Raw genomic sequence first — 23,031 nt, 5'->3', positions numbered from 1 at the left:
ATAGTCCAAAAGAAAAGACCTCCAATAAAATTGCAGGTCTTTTCTGTAACTTACCTAATATTATCTATTAAGTACCATCTGGCTCAAAGCCATTTTCACCACTTATTTCCTCAGGTAAGCCGCAAATAGCACGTGATGTTTGCATACCGGCCATCACAGCAGCCTCTACACACCCTGCATTAACACCTGTTTTGATCCAATCACCTGTTATAAATAAGTTTTTGAACACTGTGCCATCAGTCGCTAAGCGAAAATCGCTGCTACCTGTCACTGACAGAACATATCGCTCACTTGGGTCAACGTTGACGCGCCAGTATTGTGAGTCAAACCTTTGCTCTGTGGGCGCAGCACTTGGGTCGTAAATGACATCCCAAATAAACTGACCTACATCATTATATGCAGATGGCCACAACGGCTGCATTTCATGGTTCAATTTATTGAGTGAATTAACCTTAACTTTGGCTGTTTGTTCTGCAGGAAACGTATGCTCTGATGCTGGGGGGTAATAGTCGCAAGTAAAAGCACTACAAAAATAAGCGATATTACATGGTCCCGATGAAGGCCAATCCTCTACGCCAAGTAAATTAGACATTGCCGCCCATGTATCAAACGGCTGAGAAAACGCACTTAATATAGGCCGCTCTTCACTGGTCGGTGTATAGTTAAAACCTAACTGCTCATCCGTTTTATTTAACCAAACCTGAAACGCTTGCGTTGCAACTGTCTTTACCTTACTGCTTTGCTGCTCAAAACCATAATCTAACGCGAGTAGCTCTGGACAAAGGTGCTCTAGCGACCCAATCGAAATACCAAAAACGACTTTATCAAAATCACGCATTCTTGTGAGTGTCTTACGCGGCAAAGGCCGCTGATAATGCTGCTCGTATATTGCTGGCCAGTCAGTCCAGAATGATTCTAAGTTCACCTTGTGTTGTCGAATAAGATCGGCCTGCTCATCAACTACTTGATCCAAGTTTGGCAGTGAAGGCCAGCAAGGCAAACCTTTCACATCTACAAATGGCTGATATTGACCATTTTTAAGCTCGACTTGCTCAATAATAGAAATTTCATCTACGACGTAGTTGCCATTTTCATCTTGTCCAGGTTTAAGCCCTTCAACTTGATTGAAGAACTCAAATTTAACACCTCTTTGGCTAAGTAACTCGTAGATTGGTGAAAAGATGATATCACCCATCCCCGCCTGCATTTTCCACATCACACCGCCTTTGTAACAAAGCATAATGCGTAACATAGCCAAAGAAGCAACACCGGCCTCGACGTCGCCATTTTTAAAGTCCCCATCGACAAAACCAAAAACAAGATCATAGAACCCACGCACGGGCGCAGACTCAACAGCGTATTCTTTATCTGCCCCGTTTCTAGCAAGCCAATACTTAAAGTCGTACTTATTCAGCACACCAAATCCATTAGCGTGTACTCTGTCCCTGATCATGCCAACTGTCATCGCAATGGCTAAATCAGCACAGATATATGCGCGTCTCACAGCAGGATTATCGTCAATCAGCTCTAAGGCCTCTGAGCGCAGCCAACGCTTTAACTTTCTGACGATATACCAAGTGACAAGTCTATCTTTTGAATTTGATAGATTTTTATCCTTCGCTCGCAAACTCATTAAATCATGTAGCTGAGATATAAGCAGTTTAGGGGTCGACAAGATGTCTTGCGCTTCATCGATAGCACTATCAAAAAAAGACTTAACAGAGTCTTCAACGCTGTCAAATGCGTCTGAGATCTCTCCGGCTAAATGTTGTAATAGACTTCTATCACGTTGTTTACGCGTTTGCAGCTGCGTTTGGCGATTAGATGCTTCTATCGCCTCTTCTAACTCATCAATCCACTTGTGTAACCATGCAACAACCAGCTCTATCAACTGCCAAAAGTGAAGGTCTAATGTACCATCAGCGGGGTTTCCATCAATCAAAGGAAAATCAACGGGCCAGGTCTCCCACTGATTGTCGATATACTCTTGTAAAACAACAAAACTATGGGGCTTTAACGCTTGCTGCCAAGTATGAATTGGCACGGTGGCTGGCCTGTTTAATTTGTCATACACAGTCTCAATCGCGCGAAATGAATTGACATATGCGCCAAACCATACATGCAAGCCATGTTCTTCAATCCTTTCACCAAAATGCGCGTTTCTGCCACTTGCTCCTTTCCCACCTAATCTCCAACCTAACTGATAAACCGTAATATCATACAGATCTTGCCAATTTTCTTTTTCAGTTAAGTAAACAGCAGCCGTCATCGCAGACACGCCACCACCTAATATAGCGATACGTTCTTTAGTCATGTTATGTCCTTACTCACTTTATAGGTCGGCTGTTACGATTTCATGCGCACCGTCTTGATCAAAATCCATGCACAAAAAGTAAGGTAGCCTGGCGAACTGTTCACCCACCTTGATCCCAAACATCTCTTCTAAGGGAAATGCATCAACTTGGTTAAAAGTGACTTTATATTCATCTTTAAGAAAACCGAGTTTATGCACCTTTTTCACAGTTGAGGGAGAGTGAACAACCGCACTATAAACGCTATTTTCTGCAAAGCCGTCAGGGAACTGTTTAAATAAAATTTGGGCAAGTTGCGGATTGGTAAAGCCACTAAATAGCTGTTTAAAAAAGTCTATACTAACGCCTAAATCATGCACACTGCCATGGATAAGTTCGGCAACTTCTTTGCCAATCTCTATCGCTTCTTCGAACCAAGTGTCATCATCCGCCACCCGGTCAATAGACAAAAGCTCATACCAAGCCATTTTTTTGTCTGCTTCAAAAGGTTGAAAAGTCTCAAGGCTAAGAGAAAAATGGTCCGCGCGATGCTGGTTATCCGGCATTTGGTACTTACACAAGTATTTGTTATAACCCCAAGTCTCACGGCCATTAACTAACGCATTGATATTGTTTACCGTAATAAATGCTGGATACCAATATAAATGCGTCATCTTGTTCTCTTGCTTGCTTATCTGTGCAATCGGCAACCAAACAATGATGTCCGTCTCTTGCATATAGCCGTAGTTACTAAATGGCGGTACTTTAGACGCAATATTTTCTATATCTGTGAACGTTAAAAGGCAATATGATGATAACGCCCTAAACGCAATTGTTTCACTGGGTACGCTGTTAAGTGTTGAATCTACATAGCTTTGAATGGTTTCCAACTCCCCTTTAACAAAAAAGCCATACATCATTGCGTTAAGCATTCTGCATGGCGGCTTTGCGATCGGGTTACCTGGGAAGTGTCTGTAAGGAATACGAGGCTGATCTGACATACATAACTCCTTTTCATTATGATTTACATAGTCAATTCTAGTCCACTTTTTATCCTTCGGTTGGCTAATTTCAACTTAATTGCTTCGTCTATATTGTACTGGCACAAAGCAGTAAAATGCTGCAGAGCTGCGGCATCAAAATTACTCGAAAGCGAGTTCATAAATCCATGCTCATAGCGAGTTCTATGGCAATTTATCCCCGGCATGCCAGACAAATGATGTATAACAGGTTTAATATCAAAGTGATTCTCTTGATAAGGAAAATATATATCGACATCACATTTAGGGTGCAGCTGCAAATAGTTCCTTATCTGACCCGGATAAAATGCAATCAGCTTTGTGGTACTTTTGATCGGCATGGCAGCTAGCGCTCTCCAACATGCAACTCCACCGGCCGAAAAGCCGATGACCAAATCAGGCTGTTTATCAGAAATCGCTTCAACTACTTTTTGAAAATATTTATCGTGGCCGACAGAATCCATGAACTGCTTATATGCTGTCTCTTCATCTCTATTCAAATGACCTTGTCTAAATGGGTAAGGAGAGCAAATTGAGGTGCTGCCATCTAGCTCATTAACGAAACTCTCTAAGCATTTTGTTTGCCCAAAAATATCACTGACGATAAGCGTATTCATAGTTTTCTCTTGTTATTGAAATTAACTTAGCTCGCCAACCTTGCATACTAACCTAAGTACGACTTTAAAACACTTTTAATCACAAATAAAAGACCAATCCTTGTTCAAAACCTATTGGCCACCACTTTAAATTGCTTTAAGGCTGGTGTTCGTATTTTAATGTAGCAAAAAGACACAAGTTGTAAAATAAATCACAAATAATAAACAAAGATTTTAACTTAATTACTTTTATACCTGTTGGCAATTGAATGATCTTTGCTAAGCTTTAATAGTGACAATTATACGAGGGCGAAATGTGCGCAAAGCATTGCTACTATTAATGTTGTTAACCGGTGTGGCAGAAAGCAAAAGCATTGACTGGATTATCACTGACTTCCCTCCCTACTACATGATTAATGATGCAGACGAAGGTACTGGTAGAGATGAGTTAATCATTGATTTATTCCATACGTACTTGCCTGATTATGAAAATAATAAAGTCTACTTTCCTGCAAGTCGTGCGATAAGAGCCCTAAGTGATAAACGCAACACGTTTTGTATGCTTTCTTTGTACAAAACGCCGCAGCGTCAAAAATTCATTCGCTTTAGCCAAAACTACACCACCATTGGATTATCGCCAACCATTGCCACAACCACCGCGACCCTTGAGGCACTTGGTTTTGAAAACGCGTCAAAGGTCAGGCTTAAGCCGTTTATAGAGCAAAATAAACTGGTGCTCGGTGTTGTGATGCAACGTTCATACGGCAGTGCATTAGACCAAGTAATTAGTTCTATCGAAAAAGATCAGGTTGTTATCAGGCCTGGACAAGATGCACTTGAAAGTTTGACCTACATGCTTAAAAAAGGTCGTGTTGACGCCGTTATTGGCTATCCCAGTGAACATTTTTACCTTCACAAACAAACAAATACTAAAGACGTGGTACAACTGCTTCTCGAAGACGTTGACCCTATTGTTCATGGTTATGTTGGTTGCACAGACAATACAACTGGCAGAGAGATCATCAAAAAAATTGATTCGGTTGCTAATACTGTCGTTAATAGCCAAGAGTTTAAAACAGTGATGCAAAAATGGTTGCCAAGCTACTTGGAGATAAAGCTCAGTAAGTTAATGAAAAATAAGGAAGCCAGATAATAATGCACCAAGTATCGCTGACCGCGATACTTGGCAAAAGGCATTAATTAGATATTTGTCACATCAATAAACAAAGACTCATCAATGTTTGTTGATGACACGGTCGCTTCACTAAATTGATACTCATCTCGATCATTTTCCCTGTCGATTGGCAGGTTTTCAAAATCAAACAAGTTTGTATCTGCAAGCTGGCTTGGGCTAACGTTCTGTAATGATTTAAAAATACTGTCAACACGGCCAGGTGTCTTTTTATCCCATTCAACCAACATTGCTTTGATATTTTGTCTTTGTAGGTTTTCTTGAGAACCACACAAATTACAAGGGATAATTGGAAATTCTCTATGCTCTGCGTATTTTATCAAGTCTTTTTCGCGGCAGTATGTTAACGGTCTAATAACCACGTTACGGCCATCATCAGACCTTAACTTAGGTGGCATAGCTTTTAAGCGCGAACCATGGAACATATTTAAAAACATGGTTTCAACAATGTCATCCATATGGTGTCCCAAGGCAAGCTTGGTTGCGCCAATTTTTTCTGCAAATGAATACAGAGTTCCACGGCGCAGACGAGAACATAGACCACATGTTGTTTTGCCCTCAGGCACCTTTTCACGAACAACCGAGTACGTATCTTTATCAACGATATAATAAGGAATATTCAAGCTTTCGAAGTATTCAGGCAAAATATGCTCTGGGAACCCAGGTTGCTTTTGATCCAAGTTTACTGCGATAACTTCGAATTTAATCGGCGCAGCTTTTTGCAGGTTAAGTAATATATCAAGCATTGCAAAAGAGTCTTTACCACCACTAATACAAGCCATCACAACATCACCTTCTTCGATCATGTTGTAATCTTTTATTGCGTTACCAACATTTCTGCGCAGTTTTTTCTGCAACTTATTAAATTCAAGTATTTCTTTTCTATCGTCTTTTTGATTCATCACGACTTCTCAAGCCTAAAAACGGACGGCTTATTAATTGCTACGGGTAAAAATTTTAAGGTGTGAATTATACGGGCTTTTAGACTGGGTTGGAACATATCAATGCAGATAAACAATTTACATCGTATAAATATTTACCTCAAACATAAAAATGCCCCAAAAGCGTGCACTTTTAGGGCATGTAAAGGACCTTTACAAATCTGACTTAGCGCATCGCCATCATCATTTTCGCAGGTTCTTCCAGGTATGATTTCCACAAATTGTTAAATCTAGCAATCGTACCACCATCAATAACTCGGTGGTCACCAGACCAACTCACTTGCATAATCGAACGTGAAACAACGTTACCGTCAGCATCAAAGCGTGGTAGATGTTGCAATTTACCAAGTGCAACAATCGCAACTTCTGGTTTATTAATAATTGGTGTCGCAGTTGTGCCGCCAATTGCGCCAATGTTCGATATAGAAATTGTGCCGCCTTTCAGATCATCTGGTGATACGCGCCCTTCTCTTGCTGCGTCAGTTAACTTAGTTACCGCCTCAGCAACATCAACAATAGACTTATTTTGACAACCTTTAATATTTGGCACTAACAGGCCTAACTTACTATCAACAGCCATACCAATGTTATGATCATCAAAGTATGTAAGCTCTGTACATTCATCGTTAACTTGCGAATTTAAGATTGGGAATTCTTTAATGGCAAGAGACAGCGCTTTAATAAAGAAAGGCATCATAGTGAGCTTAATACCTTGCTTTGCATATTGCTCTTTCAAAGAAAGTCGCAGCGCAATAAGCTCTGTTAGGTCAATTTCATCACTGTAAGTGAAGTGAGGAATTGTGGATACAGACGCAACCATTTGCTTAGCCATCGCGGCTTTCATGCCACGAATTGGTTCAACTCTTGTGCCACCCGTCACAGTGCTCACTGTGGTTGTCTTAGGCTGAGGAGCCGCTTCGCTAGCAACTGGTGCAGCTGGGCTCGCGCCCGCGCTCAAGAACTTTTCAAGGTCTTCTTTATAGACACGACCATTCTTGCCACTTCCAGGCACTTGGCGAATATCAATATCCATTTCGCGTGCACGTCGCCTTACAGCTGGTGATGCGACCGCTTTACCATTAATAACAGGCTGTGAAGACGAAGTTGAAGGCGTTGAAGAAGAAACAGCTTGAGGCTTGTGGATTGCAAGCTCCTCTTCAACAGATTTAGTAGGTACTGCTTGCGCACCATTAGATTGTGCCAAACGTACCTGAAATAATGGGCTATGTACTTGTGCTATATCACCTTTTTGATAATACAATTTTTCCACAACACCATCATACTTCGCTGGAATTTGAACAAGCGCTTTGTCTGTCATTACATCACAAACAGCTTGGTCTTCTTTAATTTCTTCACCTTCGCTTACCAGCCACTCAACAATCTCACATTCAACAATACCCTCACCAATATCCGGCAAGATGAAATCCTCTAAGTGATCGCTTTGTGTTGCTACTGGTTGCTCTTTTGCCGCTGAAGCCTCAGCTGTCGCTTCTTCTACAGGGGCATCACCTTCCACATTCATCGCAAACAGTGGCTCGTGCACCTTTGCAATATCACCTTTAGCGTAATGCAATTGAGTGATAACACCATCATGTACTGCCGGGATTTGTACCAAAGCTTTGTCTGTCATCACATCACAGATTGGCTGATCTTCTTTGACTGTGTCACCAACAGCGACTAACCACTCTACAACTTCACATTCAACGATGCCTTCGCCGATATCTGGTAAAATAAACTCTTTAGACATGACTTATCCTTAAAATTCCACTGACTTCTTGATTGCTTCAAACACTTTTAAAGCATCTGGTACATATTCTTTTTCAAGAGCTAAAGGATACGGGGTATCTAGACCACATACGCGTTCAATAGGTGACTCTAAGTGCAAGAAGCACTCTTTTTGGATAGTCGCAGCAATTTCAGCACCAAAACCATTTGTAATTGGCGCTTCGTGACTTATCACCAAACGGCCTGTTTTAGTCACAGACTTAATCAGTGTTTCTGCATCCCAAGGTAAAATTGAGCGAAGATCGATAATTTCGCAGCTGATACCTGCTTCTTCTGCTTTCACAGCGGCCTGTTCAATAACCTCCATCTGTGCACCCCAAGCAAGTACAGTGATGTCAGACCCTTCTTTAACAACTTCCGCTTTACCAATTTCAATGGTGTAATCTTCTTCTGGTACTTCACCAACAGATGCACGGTATAAACGTTTAGGCTCAAAGAAAATCACTGGGTTATCGTCTTTGATACAAGCTCTTAGCAAGCCTTTTGCTTGATAAGGATTACGAGGTACAACTAACTTCAAACCTGGTGTATGTGCAAAATACGCTTCTGGAGATTGCGAGTGATACAAACCACCGGCAATACCACCGCCGTACGGTGTACGAATAGTCAGATTACCAACATTAAACTCATTACCAGAGCGATAACGGAATTTAGCTGACTCATTCACGATTTGGTCAAATGCCGGGAAGATATAATCTGCAAACTGAATTTCAGCTAATGCTGGTGCACCAAATGCTGCAAGACCATTGGCAAAGCCAAGAATACCTTGCTCAGTCAGTGGTGTATTAAATACACGGTGCTTACCATACTTTTCTTGCAATCCAGATGTTGCACGGAATACCCCACCAAAATAGCCAACATCTTCACCAAAGATACAAGCTTGAGGGTGCTCCGCCATACTAATATCAAGCGCCGAATTAATGGCGTGTAACATATTCATTTTAGCCATTATTTAATTCTCCCTGCTGTTACTGGATAGGCATCTGGGTATTGTTTGATATGCTCTTTTAATTCTTCGTATTGTTTTTGTAGCGCTGGAATTGGCGTGTCATAAACATCAGAAACAAGTTCTTCAAGTGCTGGTTTTTGTACTTTTTCCGCTACTTTTAGTGCCGCTAAAATCTCTTCACGGATTTTGTCTTTAATTGCTTCGTCTTCTTTTTCATCTAGCCAGTTTTGCTTCAATAACCACGCTTTAAATCTGGCAACTGGGCAGCTATTTTTAAACTCAGCTTCTTCGTCTTTAGTACGATAACCCGACGGATCATCAGAAGTAGAGTGAGCGCCAAGGCGATATGCAATTGACTCGATGAGCACAGGCTCACCTGTTGTGACTGCTATTTCACGGGCTTTTTTAGTCGCTTCATACACAGCTAATGTATCAGCGCCATCAACACGAATAGTCTTAATCCCGTAGCCAACACCACGTGCTGCAATACCGTCACCTTTAAACTGCTCATCCGCAGGTGTTGAGATTGCGTAACCGTTATTACGGGCAAAGAAGATAACAGGAGCTTTGTGTACTGCGGCCATGTTAAGGCCAGCATGGAAATCACCTTCTGAAGCAGCACCTTCACCGAAGTAACAGATAGTTACGTTATCGATTTCAGAGCTTAATTCACCAGACTCTTTATCAATATGCTTAAGCTTTTGGCCATAAGCATAGCCTGTAGCTTGCGGGATCTGCGTGCCAAGTGGTGAAGAAATTGTCAGATAATGTAATTCGTTAGAGCCATAATGCACCGGCATTTGACGACCCTTACCCAAGTCTTTTTCATTTGAGAAAAGCTGGTTCATGAATTGTTCTAGTGTAAAGCCACGATAATGCAGTGCAGCTTGCTCACGATACTGAGCCATGATCATATCATCTTGCTTTAACGCTGCAGCACTTGCTGTAATTGCAGCCTCTTCACCTAGACACTGCATATAGAAACTAATACGGCCTTGGCGCTGAGCGGCTTGCATACGTTCATCCAACAAACGGATAAATCTCATCGTGCTATAAATTTTAAGCGCAGTTTCTTTATCTAGCTCAGGTGACGTCGCACCATCTAAGATCTCGCCTTGCTCACTCAAAATTTTCAATGTTGGGATGTTAAGCGCATGGCCATCGATAAATTCGAGTGCATGGCTTATGTTTAACGATATGTTATTGGGGTTAGTCATAACCTACCTTCTCTTGTTGTCATCGCCAATTTGCAATACTTGCAGCCAATAGCATTGACATAAAAGCCCGCGTGTTGAGTTTTGAATAATTAGTGCGGTAAATGCAAATTACTTAAATTAAAGCTTTTGCCACTTTACGTTAACGTAAACGGTTATTCAACTAATCCTAGATGAATAACCGGTAATTTGCATTTTTATTCTGGAAAGATTTCGATACGGTTACAAAAAACTTTTATTTCAGTGGGTTAAACAAAGTTCTCGTTTACTTCCATTGGGATCACGGTTAATAATGCACGTTGGCCGAGGGCAACTTTAGCATTTGGAAAGATAATTGCTTCGCCTTCCACTTCAGCAAATATCTCTGTGTCTCCGTCTGTTGCAAGTAGCTCGCCTTTAGCGAATCCAGTAAAGTTCACCGCAGAATCAGGGAATGGAAATGAAAACGCTTCACAAGTTCGGTTAATCGTTCTATGCACTGTGAATAGCTCAAAATCTTTTGCATCGAATTCTTTATATTCAACTTCTTTTTGGCTAATTAATGCACTAAGCGTCTTCTTTGTTGCTTCAAAGCTTGCCATGTTATTTTCACCAAATGGCTTTACCTGACCCAGCTCTACTGTGAATGCATCCGCATCAAATTGCTTTGAAGAAAAATAACTGAAAGTCGTGGCGGCTGCGCGCATCATCAGTACAGTGTTTACACCGCATGACAATAAAAATTGTAGTTGCGACTTTTTCCAAGGTTTGCCATGCAAAAAAGGATAAACAGCAAACTTTTCGTTTTTAGAACCACGAATAGCTGTGTGCAGATCATAATGCGCACGATAACGGCCCGCTTCTACGCTGGTGAAAAACTCGCGCACATAATTTTCTAAATTTGCTGCGCGAACCTGTTCTGGGTTATCCGTTTTATTGTCGTGTGCGCCATTGAATAACCGGTTTAAATTTTCGTCAACAAAACGCTGACCAATATTAATCGACTTCGGATTACCGTAGATAAATAAAACACGTTGTTTCAGTTCTAACTTGCCAGTGATAATGTGCTGGATCAGCTCATCACAAATTTCGATTGGTGCGGTTTCATTACCGTGGACAGCACTTGAAAAAACAAAGTCTTTTTGAGTTTCGCATGCAGGGGTAAATTGAATAACACCAGTGTCAATGACTTTAACCTCGGTACCGTTCTCCAAAGTAAATTGACTAGGAGCTAATTCAAACTCATTTTCACGAGTAATGGTTAAAAAATCGCCGGTTGATTTTAATGTATCAAGGTACATACTGTCACCTTATGAGAGATGTAAGAAAGAAAAAGGCCATTAAAAAATGGCCTTTAATATCAGATAATTTAGCTAATTACACTGTCAACCAGTGCTTTTGCTTCTCTTTCAAGCTCAGCAAGATGTGCTTCGCCTTTGAAAGATTCTAAATAAATTTTGTAAATGTCTTCTGTGCCAGAAGGCCTAGCAGCAAACCAGCCAGAAGCTGTCACTACTTTTAAGCCGCCAATAGCTGCGCCATTACCTGGTGCATGGGTCAGAATATTGGTAATTTCATCACCTGCAAGCGCTGTGGCTTTCACGTCATCAACACTGAGCGCTTTTAGTCTGGCTTTTTGCGCATCATTTGCTGGTGCATCGATTCGTTTATAACTTGGTGCACCAAACTCTTGTTCAAGCTCTTTGTATCGCTCAGAAGGTGTTTTACCTGTGACGGCTAAAATCTCAGCTGCGAGTAAGCCTAGAATAAATCCGTCTTTGTCTGTGTTCCAAACATCGCCATTTTTTCTTAAAAATGACGCACCTGCACTTTCTTCACCACCAAAAGCAAGCCACTTATCACTTAAGCCTTCAACAAACCATTTAAAGCCAACTGGTACTTCATACACTTCATTGCCATGGCTTTGCACAACTTTGTCAATCATGCCACTTGAAACCAGTGTTTTACCGACTTTGATGTCTTTTGCCCAGCCTCTGTGTTTTAGCAAATAATCTATCGCTACCGCCAAGAAGTGGTTAGGGTTCATCAACCCATCTTTTGTCACAATACCGTGACGATCATAATCAGGGTCATTACCGATACCAATATCAAAATCGTCTTTGATTTCAATGAGGTTTGCCATAGCAAACGGTGAAGAGCAATCCATTCTAATTTTGCCATCTTTATCTAGTGGCATAAATGCAAACCGAGGATCTACTTCATCGTTTACGACCGTCATATTTAGCCCAAACTTTTCAGCGATAACAGGCCAAAAATTAATGCCTGAGCCACCAAGAGGGTCGATACCGATGCTCACATCCGCCTTTGCTATCGCTTCTAAGTCAATCACATTTACTAAGTCTTCGACATATGGCGTGACCAAATCTTCATATTTGATAAACCCAGAACGCTTCGCTTTAGCATAAGGAAATAGCTGCACTTCTACCAAGTCTTCACGTAATAACTGGTTAGCTCTTTGCTCAATCCAATTCGTTACATCGGTATCAGCAGGACCACCGTTTGGCGGATTGTACTTAAAACCACCATCTTCAGGCGGGTTGTGTGAAGGCGTTACAACGATACCATCAGCCAATTCATGTGGATGTGTTCTATTGTGACAAACGATCGCATGACTTACTACTGGCGTCGGAGTAAAGTCATCATTTTCTTGAGTAATTACCTGCACTTCATTAGCAACGAGTACTTCGATTGCTGAATTAAACGCTGCCTCAGACAATGCATGAGTATCTTTACCTAAAAAGAGAGGACCAAATATATTATTTGCCTTTCTGTAATCACAAATCGCTTGTGTGATTGCAAGAATATGTGACTCATTAAACTTTACATTATAAGAACAGCCACGATGACCAGAGGTACCAAATGCTACGCACTGTTCTGGATTTGTTTCAAGATCTGGCTCATTCAAATAATAAGCTGACACCAGCTTTGGAATATTTGCGAGCTGTGACTTGGGAGCTTTTTTGCCTGCGTTAGGATGGTTTGCCATCACATTTCCTTATAGGTAATCTCGAACTGTTTCTGCCTGCTGCTCAGTGTAGCCTAAAATTAGGGCCACTTCGTGCAACATCATCTTTTTACGCGTGGTGTTTGAATTTGTCATGACCCAATATTCACTGTCTGTGATATTTTTTGGGTTCATACTGCTCCCGCTTTCAAGCAACGCTTCTTTACTCATTGCAAAGTAAATTCTATCTCGCCCTTTTATTTCCAGTACTTTTTTAAACTGAGCTTTGTGCGTACGGTGAAATGCTGCAAGAATAAATAAAAAACGCCCTACTACGCCTTTTTGCATAGCAAGCTCTTCTTTATTTAGAATATTAAATACATTCGCAGACTCTTTTACTGGCTCAGGTTTAACTTCCGTTTTACTTTCCACTGGAACTGGCTCTACTTGTGACACCTCGGTTTGCACTGCTGCCGAAGCACCCTGAACTGGCTCTAACTCTAGTAAACGACGCAGGATCTGTGAGGCGCTCTCTCCAATACTTTGCGTATTGCTTGCAATGTATTGATAAAGCTCGTCATCTATTTCTATTGTTTTCATGCTTGTCCTGTCATTTTATACATATACCGCATTTGGGAGGGATTATATCTAAATTTTTCTTCTTCCTCTACGGCTTTGATTTTTGATTTAAGGCTGGCAAAATAGCGACACAAATTTGGAGGTAGTATGTTACTTAATTTTAAGCAAAGCGGACTAGAACAAAGTAGCGCCAAAACTGTCATATTAATACATGGCTTATTTGGCTCATTAGAAAACCTAAACATCATAGCTCGAGCACTAGAGCCACAATTCAATGTCGTCAATGTAGACTTGCGAAATCATGGCCGTTCATTCAAAAGTGACGATATGAACTATCAGGTCATGGCCCAAGACATATTATCTCTGATTGATCACCTCAAACTTGAACAAGTGATTCTTGTTGGGCACTCAATGGGCGGCAAAGTCGCGATGCAAGTGGCAATGCTTGATGAACAGAAGGTAAGCAAGCTGGTAGTACTTGATATCGCACCTGTGCAATATCACCCTAGACATGACGCCATCATAGCTGCGCTAAATAAAGTGACAAACAGCACACCAAAAAGTCGAAGTGATGCTGACAAAATCATGTCAGATAATATAGAAGAGCTTGGCGTCAGACAGTTTTTATTAAAAAGCTTGGCAAAGAATGAGGATGGTGAATTGGAATGGCGTTTCAATTTGCCCATAATCGAAAAAAATTATTCTAAGATTATCGATAACATAGATACACCTCGTACCTGTTTGTGTGATACGCTATTCGTCAAAGGTAATAACTCCGACTATATACTACCAGAACACAAACATGACATTGTAAATGCGTTTTCTAAAGCGCGCGCAAAAATCATTCAAGGGGCTGGTCACTGGCTGCACGCTGAAAAACCAGAAGCTGTCAATCGTTCAATTATTGATTTTATTCAATAATTGTCGGAGATTTTTATGTGGCTAAACTTAATTTATTGTAGTTAGGTATGCTATAGTACCCGCCGTTTAAGGTTTTAGTAGTGCAAAGATGATCAGTCAATACATAAATGAGTTTGAAACTCTTGGTTTTTACTTTGCGCTCGCATGTATATTTTTTCTTATAGGAATGGCTATTCAAGACGTTCTAAAGAAAGGTGACGTGCCTAAATTTGGTCGATACATCGTTTGGCTGGTGTTGTTTTTAGGTTGTTCAGGTTTTATAGCCAAAGGTGTAATACAAGTGTTTTGGCAAGGTGCGGGTGTTGGTTAATGGCCAAGTCTGAATTAGATAGAACAACTATCGACTTATTTGAAAATGAAAAACGCCCTGGTCGGCCCAAAACAAATCCCTTACCAAGGGAAATGCAGCTTAAGATCAACAAGCGTAATCAAATTAAAAGAGATAGAGCAAGAGGTTTAAAGCGCGTAGAGTTCAAAGTATCTTCTGAACTTTACCAAGCGTTGAGTGATATGGCTGAAGAGCAAAATATTAGCCGTAGCGCACTTATTGAGACCATCTTGCAAGAGAAATTAGCGATTAATAGATAAAGGTAAGTAATTAATGGCAAGCGTAGGTATTTTTTTCGGCAGTGACACGGGTAACACCGAGCACGTTGCTAAGCAAATCCAAAAAGAACTAGGTAAAAAGCTAATTGATGTTAAAGATATTGCAAAAAGCAGCAAAGCAGACATCGAAGAGTTTGACTTAATTCTATTTGGTATCCCTACTTGGTACTACGGTGAAGCACAATGTGACTGGGATGACTTTTTCCCTGAGCTAGAAGAGATTAACTTTGAAGGCAAACTAGTTGCTATTTTCGGTTGTGGTGACCAAGAAGATTACGCTGAATACTTCTTAGATGCGATGGGCATGGTAAATGACATCGTTACTGAGCGTGGTGCAATTGTTGTTGGTCATTGGTCAACTGACGGCTATGAGTTTGAAGCGTCAAAAGCACTTGTAGATGACAATCATTTCGTTGGTTTAGGTATCGACGAAGATCGTCAACCTGAGCTTACTGAGCAACGTATTAAAGCTTGGTGTGCACAGGTTTATGATGAAATGTGTCTAAGCGAATTAGAAGATTAATTCATTGAATTAATAAAACAAGCTTTGACTTGTTGCCCGTGCACGTTATTCTTAAGAAAATGGTCGTGCTTATTCTTAAGAATTGAAGTAAAAAGATAATAGATTGAGACAGATTAAATGACTGATCACAACTTAGAGCTTAAAAAGGCGGGCTTAAAAGTCACCTTACCGCGAATTAAAATTCTTGAGATTTTACAATCTCCAGAAAATCAGCATATCAGTGCTGAAGATGTTTACAAAATTTTGCTCGATAAGGGCGAAGAAATTGGTTTAGCGACTGTTTATCGTGTACTGAACCAGTTTGATGATGCCGGTATTGTGACACGTCACCACTTTGAAGGCGGCAAGTCAGTTTTTGAATTGTCTGGCAGCACACACCATGACCACTTGGTTTGTTTAAAGTGTGGTAAAGTTATTGAATTCGAAGACGAAGTTATCGAAACTCGTCAGGTCGAAATTGCAACAACTAACGGTATCAAACTAACAAACCACTCTCTTTACTTGTATGGTGAGTGTGTCGATGAAGAAGAGTGCAGAAGATTTACAGAATCTGATGATTCTTAATTCGAAAGCGTATGCAATTTAAATTAAAAGCCAGCTTTATGCTGGCTTTTTAAATATATGATATGTGTATAATAAATCGATTAGGCTTTTTCAAGCCGATATAACGCATCAGCCACCTGCTTAAGATCAACTTCACTCACAAAGTCATTCGATAAAGTTAAAATAGCATTGAGATTATTTTTGAGCTTTTCATTGCACATGGGCTCAGGCTTAAGCGCTGTTTGCAGCAAATGCAAAGACATATCAGCTATCAACAATCGTTGTTTTTCGGACCAGTCATCGTCCCCTTCAACGGCAGTGTGATGGACTATTGCTTGCTCAACTTCATCGTGGATCCCCCAACTCAAGGTTAAGATCTCCTGTCTTTTTCGTTTATCCATAGCTCCCTCCTCTCCCATAAGAGACTGCTACAGAGTCAGCCAGATTTCAATTGACAATTCGTCATATGCTAGTCCAAATTTTACTACTCAGTGGCAGATTTACACTACTCGCAATAGTATAAATTTATGACTTTGGATTTTTTGGATAATAATTATCAGGCTGTTTTGGACACAACTCAAATTCTCGGGTATTTTTGTAGGGAAGCTTCATAAACCCTGCTACACCATAGTCTTGAATGCTCACAGTATACTGAATAATTTCTTTGAGCAACGCCGCAAAAGTAGCCTCCTGCTCTGCATCTAACAGCCGATAGTAATAGTGAATTTTTAATCTATCGCTCAGCGACTCGAAAATAATGCAGCCAGTGTGGTGAATTTTATTCAGCTCAAAAACACATTGAATAATTTGCTTAGGCAGCTGAAGCTGTTCATCAGGGTCTTTACCATCTTCAAAATAGGAATGCGGCCTCGTTACTTCTGACGCTGCCACATGACTCACTGTGTACTGTAATTCTGGCAGCTGCTCAAAAATATATGCACCGGTTTCGTCACGCTCTAACTGAATCGTCTGCCTTGCGTCAAATAAGCAGCATTTGAATAAGCCCTTCTGCTCGATGCCCTGCGCCAGCATAACCGTGGCATTTACTGCATCCGTAAAAGCACTTTGCAAGCTTTCATCATGCAACATCAAGCTCGATTCAACATATAAAGACTCTTGTTGCCAGTGGAAACTCAACCCACCCACAACAGGGTATTTCGCTAATCGACTAATAGAAGCTAAAAATGCTTTTTCCGTATCGCCAGTATCAAATAAGAACTCTTTATAATATCTGTCAAGCTGTGCATCATTTACGTCTAAAAGCTGTTGGTTATGATCAGCACGGCGCAAAAATTGCTTTCTAGAGCTGTAGACCACGGTATCAGGCAGATCGGTTTGCGTAGCCGTCCAAAACGGTATGTTCGCTTTTATTTGAGGCGATTCTATATCTGGTAAATATACTTTGGCCATGGCAGGCATATTACGCATAAAATAATCACCCGCATTATCTCTGGTCATTTTATCTTTACTCAACATACCATCGATAACTTTCGCAAATTCAATAGGTAGCCCCAGGCTCGTCGCAGGGATCACCTGTGCGCCAAAGCGACAAGATTGCGCACTTGCCAATGCGTAAATCGTCGAAGCGACTCCCTGCTCATCAAATCGCGGTGAAGAGCGTGAGCCAGACATTTGCTCATCACCAATAAAGTAGACATCCCCCATTCGGGCATTTGTGCTCGCAATATCAGATGACATTAAATCCATGATATTGCTGGCTACAGGTTCTCCATGTACATCAATTTGTGCGTAAACAGAGCTGCCCCAATCAACCAACGAAAATGCATCTGTGTGCTGATCCCAAACAATATTCGAAGGCTTGATGTCACCATGCACCACGGGTTGTAAGGACATACCGTTTTTTCTCTCACGTAAGTCTTGTAGCACATTTCGTAATTTCAGTGCTAAATGAACCAGAACATGGGGTTTTAGGCGGCCCTGCTTTAAAGAAACCTGCTCAAGATCTTCTCCTTGCGCTCTGGCCATCATTAAGATCCCTTGCTTTTTAACTCGTTCAAAAGCAAAGAACTTAGGTACCATTGGATTATTTATCTGGGATAACATATAAGCTTCGTCTTCAAGCCTATCCCTCACACTTTGCGCTAAGGTAATACGAGAAAATTTGAAAACCCACTCCTCACCGCTGTCTTCTATGCCTGCAAACACAAATCCAAACGCGCCAGAACCAATTAACTCTACATCTTGATAGCCCAAGAGCGATAACTGCTTCTTACAGATATTAAGCCACTGACGATGCTTTTTTGCATCATGGTGAGATAGCAAATAAATCGATTGCTGTTCATTAATATAGAAATTGTGAATTGACTGTTTGCTCACGGCGCGACTTAATAAAACTAATTTGGTGAATATATTGAAAAAAAGGCCGACAAATGTCGACCTTTTTTGGAAAAAATAAAGTGTATTTAACGTACTTTATGCTTTTTCAATTTTCGCCCAAGAATCGCGAAGCCCAACCGTTTGGTTAAATGTTAAGCTTTGTGACTTGTTATCGCGACTATAGTAGCCCAGTCGTTCAAACTGGAAGCCTTGCTCTGGACTTGCTTTTGCAAGTGATGGCTCTAATTTCGCATTTGCAATAACAACTAATGACTCAGGGTTTAGTGTAGTCGCAAAATCTTCAGCAGCCGCTGGGTTAGGTACATTAAATAGACGGTCATACTGACGTACTTCCGCTTCGATACAATGTGATGCTGAAACCCAATGAATTACGCCTTTAACCTTACGGCCATCTGCTGGGTTTTTACCAAGTGTATCTGCATCATATGTACAATAAATAGTCGTGATATTCCCAGCGTCATCTTCTTCAATGCGCTCAGCCTTAATCACATAAGCATTACGTAAACGCACTTCTTTACCCAACACTAAACGCTTAAACTTTTTGTTCGCTTCAACGCGGAAGTCCTCACGCTCAATGAAAATTTCACGAGTAAATGGCAATTCACGCTCACCCATTTCTAATGTTGGATGATTTGGTGCAGATAACATCTCCACTTTGTCTGCATCATAGTTTTCGATAACAATTTTAACTGGATCTAAAACAGCCATCGCACGTGGTGCATTTTCATTTAGGTCATCACGGATACATGCTTCAAGCATCCCCATTTCAACCATGTTATCTTGCTTTGTAATACCAATACGCTTGCAGAATTCACGAATAGATGCCGGTGTGTAACCACGACGACGTAGACCCGCAATTGTAGGCATACGCGGGTCATCCCAGCCTTCTACCTGACCGTTCACGACTAAGTCGTTAAGCTTACGCTTTGACATCACGGTATATTCTAGATTTAGACGAGAAAACTCAATCTGCTGAGGTTGGCACTCAATGCTGATGTTCTCAAGTACCCAATCGTATAAACGACGATTATCTTGGAATTCAAGCGTACACAACGAATGCGTGATCCCTTCTAGCGCATCTGAAATACAGTGCGTGAAGTCATACATTGGATAAATGCACCACTTGTCACCAGTCTGATGGTGATGAACAAAACGAATACGGTAAATAATCGGGTCACGAAGTACCATGAAAGAGCTCGCCATATCGATCTTTGCTCTAAGTACACATTCACCTTCTTTGAACTCACCATTTTTCATTTTTTCGAAAAGCGCTAAGTTTTCCTCAGGAGACGTGTCTCTGTGCGGACTATTTTTACCTGGCTCAGTCAATGTACCGCGATATTCACGTGCTTGCTCGGGAGACAAGAAACATACATAAGCTAAGCCTTTTTCAATCAGCTCTACAGCATAGCCGTATAGCTTGTCGAAATAGTTTGATGAATAGCAAATTTCGCCATCCCAATCAAAACCTAGCCACTTAACATCTTCTTGAATTGAGTTTACGTAATCGATGTCTTCTTTTTCTGGGTTCGTATCGTCAAAACGTAAATTACAAAGGCCTTTATAATCTTGCGCTATGCCAAAATTAAGGCAGATAGACTTAGCATGACCAATGTGTAAAAAACCATTTGGCTCTGGCGGGAAACGCGTATGTGTTGATGCGTGTTTGCCGCTTGCCAGATCACCATCAATGATATTTCTGATGAAGTTAGTTGGGCGATTCTCTGTATCCGCCATAGGAGGTCTTTCCTCTGAATTTGTAGCTTGTTAACTGACGCATTATTACAAATTAATTTGGTAACTTACAGCGCTTATCGCCTCATAAAGTCGATTTATTTGATGTTTTTTATGGGCTGGGTAAATTACATGCAAAATTAGTCCAATGTAGGTGGCGTCTGACTAAAGTAATCCCCCTAAAAGAAGTGATCTTGCATGCTTATCCAAACTAATTAAGCTGATTGATAAGTATTTTTCTCACATTACAGTAACTTTAAAATAACACAAGCTCGATTAGTTTACTTTTTAAGCAGCAGTGATTAACTTAAATATGCCTGTTCAATATTTAGGCACATCTGGATTTTATCTAATTACTAATATGTAGAATCAAGGAAATATGATGAATCATAAAGTTTTAATTTTATCAGCTGCATTAACTAGCACATTAAGCTTTGCTTCTTACTCATCCGCTGCGTCGGAAGCCAAAACCGAACAGGTCAGTGCATCACATTCTGTTCGCGTTTGCCATTATAAACTTACGTTACGTGGCCCTGGAAGTGACAGATTCCCATCATGGGAAACAAAAGAAGTACTAGCAAACAAATCTTGCCCAAGCGGCTGGACTGTCGGGTTTTATTGGAGTCGGGTTCCGGCTGGCTATTATGCTTATCAGTACAGTACGTATAGATAGTATTTAATTTTATAATCTATATTTGCCTGCCACATGTGCGTATGTGGCAGGTTTGTAATTAAATTATTCTTTTGATGCTGCGCCCTATTTACAGCTACATAAGTAATAAGAGCAGTCAAACTATTGAGTTAATTTATAAATCGAGTCTTTTAAATATTTCAGATTTCGGCGTAATTTTTATTCACTTATCGTTCATAATGTGTTCTAGTAATAGGGCCTAAATCAAACTCAATGGATGAGTTGAATTGTACAACGACCTGAAAGTATTTAAAGGAAATATGATGATAAAAAATATATTGGCACTTGTGCTTACTTTTAGCTTTATTTTTAGTGCATCAGCCCTAGGCTCGGACAAAGAAGCGACTAAAGCAAACTATAAAGTGTGTCATTATAAGCTGACATCAGCAACGAGTAATTCAACATATCCTTCGTGGGAAAAAAAGACAGTCCGTCCTTGGCAAGATTGCCCACCTAGCTGGACAGTTGCAGCGCCTAACAGCAAAATAACTGTTGGTATTTACGTTTACCTATTTACGACGTATCGCTAATTAAAAAGTATTTAATTTGATTTATATAAGTCTTAATCAATGGCATTAAAGCTTTTTAGCATGCTCAAAAATCACTTTTCCACACTTTAAAAACCATCCTTTTTTACTAATTTTAGAATGTTCTAAAGGTAAAAAAGCATTCATTAGTATCGATTTTTGAGTGTTTAGTACGCCTTATTTCCTCCCAATGTGCTTACACTTTTTTAGACCGTAAAAAACATGTAAAGGAAAACTAATATGAAATACTTCACACATGCAGTGATGATTATGGGCATACTATCCGCGTTAAATACAACGGCTTCTGCTAATGAGCCCCAAAATTCAGCGATCCGTGTTTTGATTGACGACCAAGGTACACCTTACATTCACAAAGACGATGCGTTTGATCCTTGGCAAATTACGCCACTTCCTTATTATCAAAAAACGGTCGCCGCCTCAGGTGGTTACTTTCATCATCGCCCAAGCAGTGAAAGCTCCCCCGGATACGCATACAATGAAGGCGCGACGTTTGCAGTTGGGGAGTATGGCATGGTCTTTAGATATCAAAACGATACTTGGCAACACGTATTCGGTTGTTTGGGTGCCGCGGATGTTTCGACTTATAGTCCTAAACACGCATATTGTGTCACACAAACTGGGGATTTAAAGAAATTCAACTTGGTAGCTGAAAAGTTTGGTGGAAATTATGGGATCCCCAATAAGCGCATTGTAAAAATTGATGTGAATGAAACTGGCGCTGTCTGGGCAATCACGGATGACAATGAACTTTACCAGCGGAACAACGGAAATTGGCATCAAATTAACATAAACTGCCCGCAAACATGCACCCTCAAAGATGTCGCTGTTGGTGGTGGTGAAGTCTATGTCACCGCACATATATTTAAAAATACACGCGGTTCACAACAAGTTTATAAACTCAATGGTGATGAGCTAGAAAAGTTTGGGCACTTTTATAATATTGACGTCGATCGCGATAACACGATTTGGACTATTTCATATGATTCAAAAACCCTTCACTATAAGCGCCCGGGCATGATTGATTTTGTAGAAGAGCAACGAGTAAATCATGCTACAGTTGTGGATATTGGTGGCTAATTAAATCATCTTTTTTGTGGCCAGATACATGAAATGAATCGGTCTGGCCAATAAAGTCTTGGGCTTAATATTTAGCAAGGTTCCCTTCACTCCTCACCTCATGTTATTATTAATCTTTACTAATTATAAATATTTCATTAAAAAAAGGAATTTAATTGCTAAAGAGCATCATATTATTTTTTGAAAAAATATTTGAGTGGCATTTATATTTTTTAGGGTGCCTTGTATTTCTACTCTTATATTTACAAATTGTGATTGTGCCAATATTCTTTATGGGTGTGCTTGGCTCCATTGCATATTTACATTTTGACCACTTTACTGCTTCAAGTTTAATAGTAGGTTGTTTGTTGCTGGGGTTGTTGGTTGGCTTATATTGGGCAGAGCGAACTCGTCGTGGCCTCGGCATTATTACTTTCCATGCATACTTGCTCTCAACACCAGAAATCGATGGTCATGGAACACACCTTCGAAGCGAAATAAAAAAACAACATAATAAAAAAGCTGCCTAAGCAGCTTTTTT

At 40.5% G+C, this 23,031-nt stretch carries 23 protein-coding genes; 10 read left to right on the top strand and 13 right to left on the bottom strand.

Annotated elements, in window-relative coordinates; genetic code table 11:
* Positions 1-67 precede the first annotated feature (67 nt).
* Genes N477_RS25095 through N477_RS25085 form a run of 3 tightly spaced genes read right to left on the bottom strand, consistent with a single transcriptional unit; the run spans position 68 to position 3,927 of the window.
* Positions 68-2,314, bottom strand: a complete 2,247-nt coding sequence (locus tag N477_RS25095; protein ID WP_063363929.1) for an NAD(P)-binding protein — start codon at positions 2,312-2,314, stop codon at positions 68-70.
* 18 nt (positions 2,315-2,332) lie between these two features.
* Positions 2,333-3,292, bottom strand: a complete 960-nt coding sequence (locus tag N477_RS25090) for a hypothetical protein (protein ID WP_063363930.1) — start codon at positions 3,290-3,292, stop codon at positions 2,333-2,335.
* Between the two features lie 23 nt (positions 3,293-3,315).
* Positions 3,316-3,927 (bottom strand): hypothetical protein, encoded by a 612-nt coding sequence (locus tag N477_RS25085; protein ID WP_063363931.1) that lies wholly within the window; start codon positions 3,925-3,927, stop codon positions 3,316-3,318.
* Positions 3,928-4,222: 295 nt separating this feature from the next.
* Between N477_RS25085 and N477_RS25080 the strand changes: the two genes are divergently transcribed.
* Positions 4,223-5,059 (top strand): TIGR02285 family protein, encoded by an 837-nt coding sequence (locus N477_RS25080; protein ID WP_063363932.1) that lies wholly within the window; start codon positions 4,223-4,225, stop codon positions 5,057-5,059.
* Between the two features lie 47 nt (positions 5,060-5,106).
* On the opposite strand, the gene ttcA is transcribed toward N477_RS25080, so the two are convergent.
* The 7 genes from ttcA to seqA all read right to left on the bottom strand — a co-directional run bounded on the left by ttcA (position 5,107) and on the right by seqA (position 13,531).
* The gene (ttcA, locus tag N477_RS25075) at positions 5,107-6,000 is read right to left on the bottom strand and encodes a tRNA 2-thiocytidine(32) synthetase TtcA (RefSeq protein ID WP_063363933.1); all 894 of its coding nucleotides are present in this window, start codon (positions 5,998-6,000) and stop codon (positions 5,107-5,109) included.
* A 205-nt stretch (positions 6,001-6,205) separates the two neighbouring features.
* Positions 6,206-7,786, bottom strand: a complete 1,581-nt coding sequence (locus tag N477_RS25070) for a dihydrolipoyllysine-residue acetyltransferase (RefSeq protein WP_063363934.1) — start codon at positions 7,784-7,786, stop codon at positions 6,206-6,208.
* Between the two features lie 9 nt (positions 7,787-7,795).
* A complete protein-coding gene (locus tag N477_RS25065) occupies positions 7,796-8,773 on the bottom strand; it encodes an alpha-ketoacid dehydrogenase subunit beta (protein WP_063363935.1) in 978 nt (325 codons plus the stop codon).
* Positions 8,773-9,990 (bottom strand): thiamine pyrophosphate-dependent dehydrogenase E1 component subunit alpha, encoded by a 1,218-nt coding sequence (locus N477_RS25060; protein WP_063363936.1) that lies wholly within the window; start codon positions 9,988-9,990, stop codon positions 8,773-8,775. Before N477_RS25060 ends, N477_RS25065 begins: the two co-directional genes overlap by 1 nt.
* Before the next feature lie 245 nt (positions 9,991-10,235).
* Positions 10,236-11,267, bottom strand: a complete 1,032-nt coding sequence (astE, locus tag N477_RS25055; RefSeq protein WP_063363937.1) for a succinylglutamate desuccinylase — start codon at positions 11,265-11,267, stop codon at positions 10,236-10,238.
* 68 nt (positions 11,268-11,335) lie between these two features.
* The gene (pgm, locus tag N477_RS25050) at positions 11,336-12,973 is read right to left on the bottom strand and encodes a phosphoglucomutase (alpha-D-glucose-1,6-bisphosphate-dependent) (protein ID WP_063363938.1); all 1,638 of its coding nucleotides are present in this window, start codon (positions 12,971-12,973) and stop codon (positions 11,336-11,338) included.
* A 9-nt stretch (positions 12,974-12,982) separates the two neighbouring features.
* Complete coding sequence (gene seqA / locus N477_RS25045; protein WP_063363939.1) at positions 12,983-13,531, bottom strand: replication initiation negative regulator SeqA; 549 nt, start codon at positions 13,529-13,531, stop codon at positions 12,983-12,985.
* A gap of 126 nt (positions 13,532-13,657) precedes the next feature.
* Here seqA and N477_RS25040 point away from each other — a divergent pair, with 126 nt between their 5' ends.
* The 5 genes from N477_RS25040 (at position 13,658) to fur (ending at position 16,124) form a co-directional block, all read left to right on the top strand.
* A complete protein-coding gene (locus N477_RS25040; RefSeq protein ID WP_063363940.1) occupies positions 13,658-14,431 on the top strand; it encodes an alpha/beta fold hydrolase in 774 nt (257 codons plus the stop codon).
* Positions 14,432-14,519: 88 nt separating this feature from the next.
* Positions 14,520-14,741, top strand: a complete 222-nt coding sequence (locus N477_RS25035) for a DUF2788 domain-containing protein (protein ID WP_023399386.1) — start codon at positions 14,520-14,522, stop codon at positions 14,739-14,741.
* A complete protein-coding gene (gene ybfE / locus N477_RS25030; protein WP_023399385.1) occupies positions 14,741-15,019 on the top strand; it encodes a LexA regulated protein in 279 nt (92 codons plus the stop codon). The genes N477_RS25035 and ybfE overlap by 1 nt, the downstream gene beginning before the upstream one ends.
* Positions 15,020-15,032: 13 nt before the next feature.
* A complete protein-coding gene (gene fldA, locus N477_RS25025) occupies positions 15,033-15,560 on the top strand; it encodes a flavodoxin FldA (protein WP_063363941.1) in 528 nt (175 codons plus the stop codon).
* A gap of 117 nt (positions 15,561-15,677) precedes the next feature.
* Complete coding sequence (gene fur, locus N477_RS25020) at positions 15,678-16,124, top strand: ferric iron uptake transcriptional regulator (protein WP_063363942.1); 447 nt, start codon at positions 15,678-15,680, stop codon at positions 16,122-16,124.
* Positions 16,125-16,204: 80 nt separating this feature from the next.
* Here the strand turns inward: fur and N477_RS25015 are convergent, their stop codons facing one another.
* From N477_RS25015 to glnS, 3 genes are all read right to left on the bottom strand, one after another.
* The gene (locus N477_RS25015; protein WP_063363943.1) at positions 16,205-16,504 is read right to left on the bottom strand and encodes a hypothetical protein; all 300 of its coding nucleotides are present in this window, start codon (positions 16,502-16,504) and stop codon (positions 16,205-16,207) included.
* Positions 16,505-16,628: 124 nt separating this feature from the next.
* Complete coding sequence (locus N477_RS25010) at positions 16,629-18,440, bottom strand: protein kinase domain-containing protein (protein WP_063363944.1); 1,812 nt, start codon at positions 18,438-18,440, stop codon at positions 16,629-16,631.
* Between the two features lie 96 nt (positions 18,441-18,536).
* On the bottom strand, positions 18,537-20,198 hold the full coding sequence (gene glnS / locus N477_RS25005; RefSeq protein WP_063363945.1) for a glutamine--tRNA ligase: 1,662 nt from the start codon (positions 20,196-20,198) through the stop codon (positions 18,537-18,539).
* A 376-nt stretch (positions 20,199-20,574) separates the two neighbouring features.
* Between glnS and N477_RS25000 the strand changes: the two genes are divergently transcribed.
* The 4 genes from N477_RS25000 to N477_RS24985 all read left to right on the top strand — a co-directional run bounded on the left by N477_RS25000 (position 20,575) and on the right by N477_RS24985 (position 23,020).
* Positions 20,575-20,868, top strand: a complete 294-nt coding sequence (locus N477_RS25000; RefSeq protein WP_155732032.1) for a hypothetical protein — start codon at positions 20,575-20,577, stop codon at positions 20,866-20,868.
* Positions 20,869-21,146: 278 nt separating this feature from the next.
* Positions 21,147-21,416, top strand: a complete 270-nt coding sequence (locus tag N477_RS24995; RefSeq protein ID WP_155732031.1) for a hypothetical protein — start codon at positions 21,147-21,149, stop codon at positions 21,414-21,416.
* Between the two features lie 237 nt (positions 21,417-21,653).
* Entirely contained in the window at positions 21,654-22,511 is an 858-nt protein-coding gene (locus N477_RS24990; protein WP_063363948.1) for a hypothetical protein, read from the top strand.
* A gap of 155 nt (positions 22,512-22,666) precedes the next feature.
* On the top strand, positions 22,667-23,020 hold the full coding sequence (locus N477_RS24985) for a hypothetical protein (RefSeq protein WP_063363949.1): 354 nt from the start codon (positions 22,667-22,669) through the stop codon (positions 23,018-23,020).
* Positions 23,021-23,031 lie beyond the last annotated feature (11 nt).

The organism is Pseudoalteromonas luteoviolacea H33-S (assembly GCF_001625695.1).
GTDB lineage: Bacteria > Pseudomonadota > Gammaproteobacteria > Enterobacterales > Alteromonadaceae > Pseudoalteromonas > Pseudoalteromonas luteoviolacea_B.
Note: the sequence above shows the minus strand (reverse complement) of the source record. Positions and strands in the feature narration are given on the sequence as shown.

What these genes read in the sequence shown, in the direction of transcription:
- N477_RS25070 (WP_063363934.1), bottom strand. Translation starts at nt 7,786, where the DNA reads ATGTCTAAAGAGTTTATTTTACCAGATATCGGCGAAGGCATCGTTGAA.
- N477_RS25035 (WP_023399386.1), top strand. Translation starts at nt 14,520, where the DNA reads ATGATCAGTCAATACATAAATGAGTTTGAAACTCTTGGTTTTTACTTT.
- N477_RS24990 (WP_063363948.1), top strand. Translation starts at nt 21,654, where the DNA reads ATGAAATACTTCACACATGCAGTGATGATTATGGGCATACTATCCGCG.
- ttcA (WP_063363933.1), bottom strand. Translation starts at nt 6,000, where the DNA reads ATGAATCAAAAAGACGATAGAAAAGAAATACTTGAATTTAATAAGTTG.
- astE (WP_063363937.1), bottom strand. Translation starts at nt 11,267, where the DNA reads ATGTACCTTGATACATTAAAATCAACCGGCGATTTTTTAACCATTACT.
- N477_RS24995 (WP_155732031.1), top strand. Translation starts at nt 21,147, where the DNA reads ATGATGATAAAAAATATATTGGCACTTGTGCTTACTTTTAGCTTTATT.
- N477_RS25060 (WP_063363936.1), bottom strand. Translation starts at nt 9,990, where the DNA reads ATGACTAACCCCAATAACATATCGTTAAACATAAGCCATGCACTCGAA.
- N477_RS25090 (WP_063363930.1), bottom strand. Translation starts at nt 3,292, where the DNA reads ATGTCAGATCAGCCTCGTATTCCTTACAGACACTTCCCAGGTAACCCG.
- N477_RS25095 (WP_063363929.1), bottom strand. Translation starts at nt 2,314, where the DNA reads ATGACTAAAGAACGTATCGCTATATTAGGTGGTGGCGTGTCTGCGATG.
- fldA (WP_063363941.1), top strand. Translation starts at nt 15,033, where the DNA reads ATGGCAAGCGTAGGTATTTTTTTCGGCAGTGACACGGGTAACACCGAG.
- pgm (WP_063363938.1), bottom strand. Translation starts at nt 12,973, where the DNA reads ATGGCAAACCATCCTAACGCAGGCAAAAAAGCTCCCAAGTCACAGCTC.
- N477_RS25085 (WP_063363931.1), bottom strand. Translation starts at nt 3,927, where the DNA reads ATGAATACGCTTATCGTCAGTGATATTTTTGGGCAAACAAAATGCTTA.
- fur (WP_063363942.1), top strand. Translation starts at nt 15,678, where the DNA reads ATGACTGATCACAACTTAGAGCTTAAAAAGGCGGGCTTAAAAGTCACC.
- glnS (WP_063363945.1), bottom strand. Translation starts at nt 20,198, where the DNA reads ATGGCGGATACAGAGAATCGCCCAACTAACTTCATCAGAAATATCATT.
- N477_RS25065 (WP_063363935.1), bottom strand. Translation starts at nt 8,773, where the DNA reads ATGGCTAAAATGAATATGTTACACGCCATTAATTCGGCGCTTGATATT.
- N477_RS25015 (WP_063363943.1), bottom strand. Translation starts at nt 16,504, where the DNA reads ATGGATAAACGAAAAAGACAGGAGATCTTAACCTTGAGTTGGGGGATC.
- N477_RS25040 (WP_063363940.1), top strand. Translation starts at nt 13,658, where the DNA reads ATGTTACTTAATTTTAAGCAAAGCGGACTAGAACAAAGTAGCGCCAAA.
- ybfE (WP_023399385.1), top strand. Translation starts at nt 14,741, where the DNA reads ATGGCCAAGTCTGAATTAGATAGAACAACTATCGACTTATTTGAAAAT.
- N477_RS25000 (WP_155732032.1), top strand. Translation starts at nt 20,575, where the DNA reads ATGATGAATCATAAAGTTTTAATTTTATCAGCTGCATTAACTAGCACA.
- seqA (WP_063363939.1), bottom strand. Translation starts at nt 13,531, where the DNA reads ATGAAAACAATAGAAATAGATGACGAGCTTTATCAATACATTGCAAGC.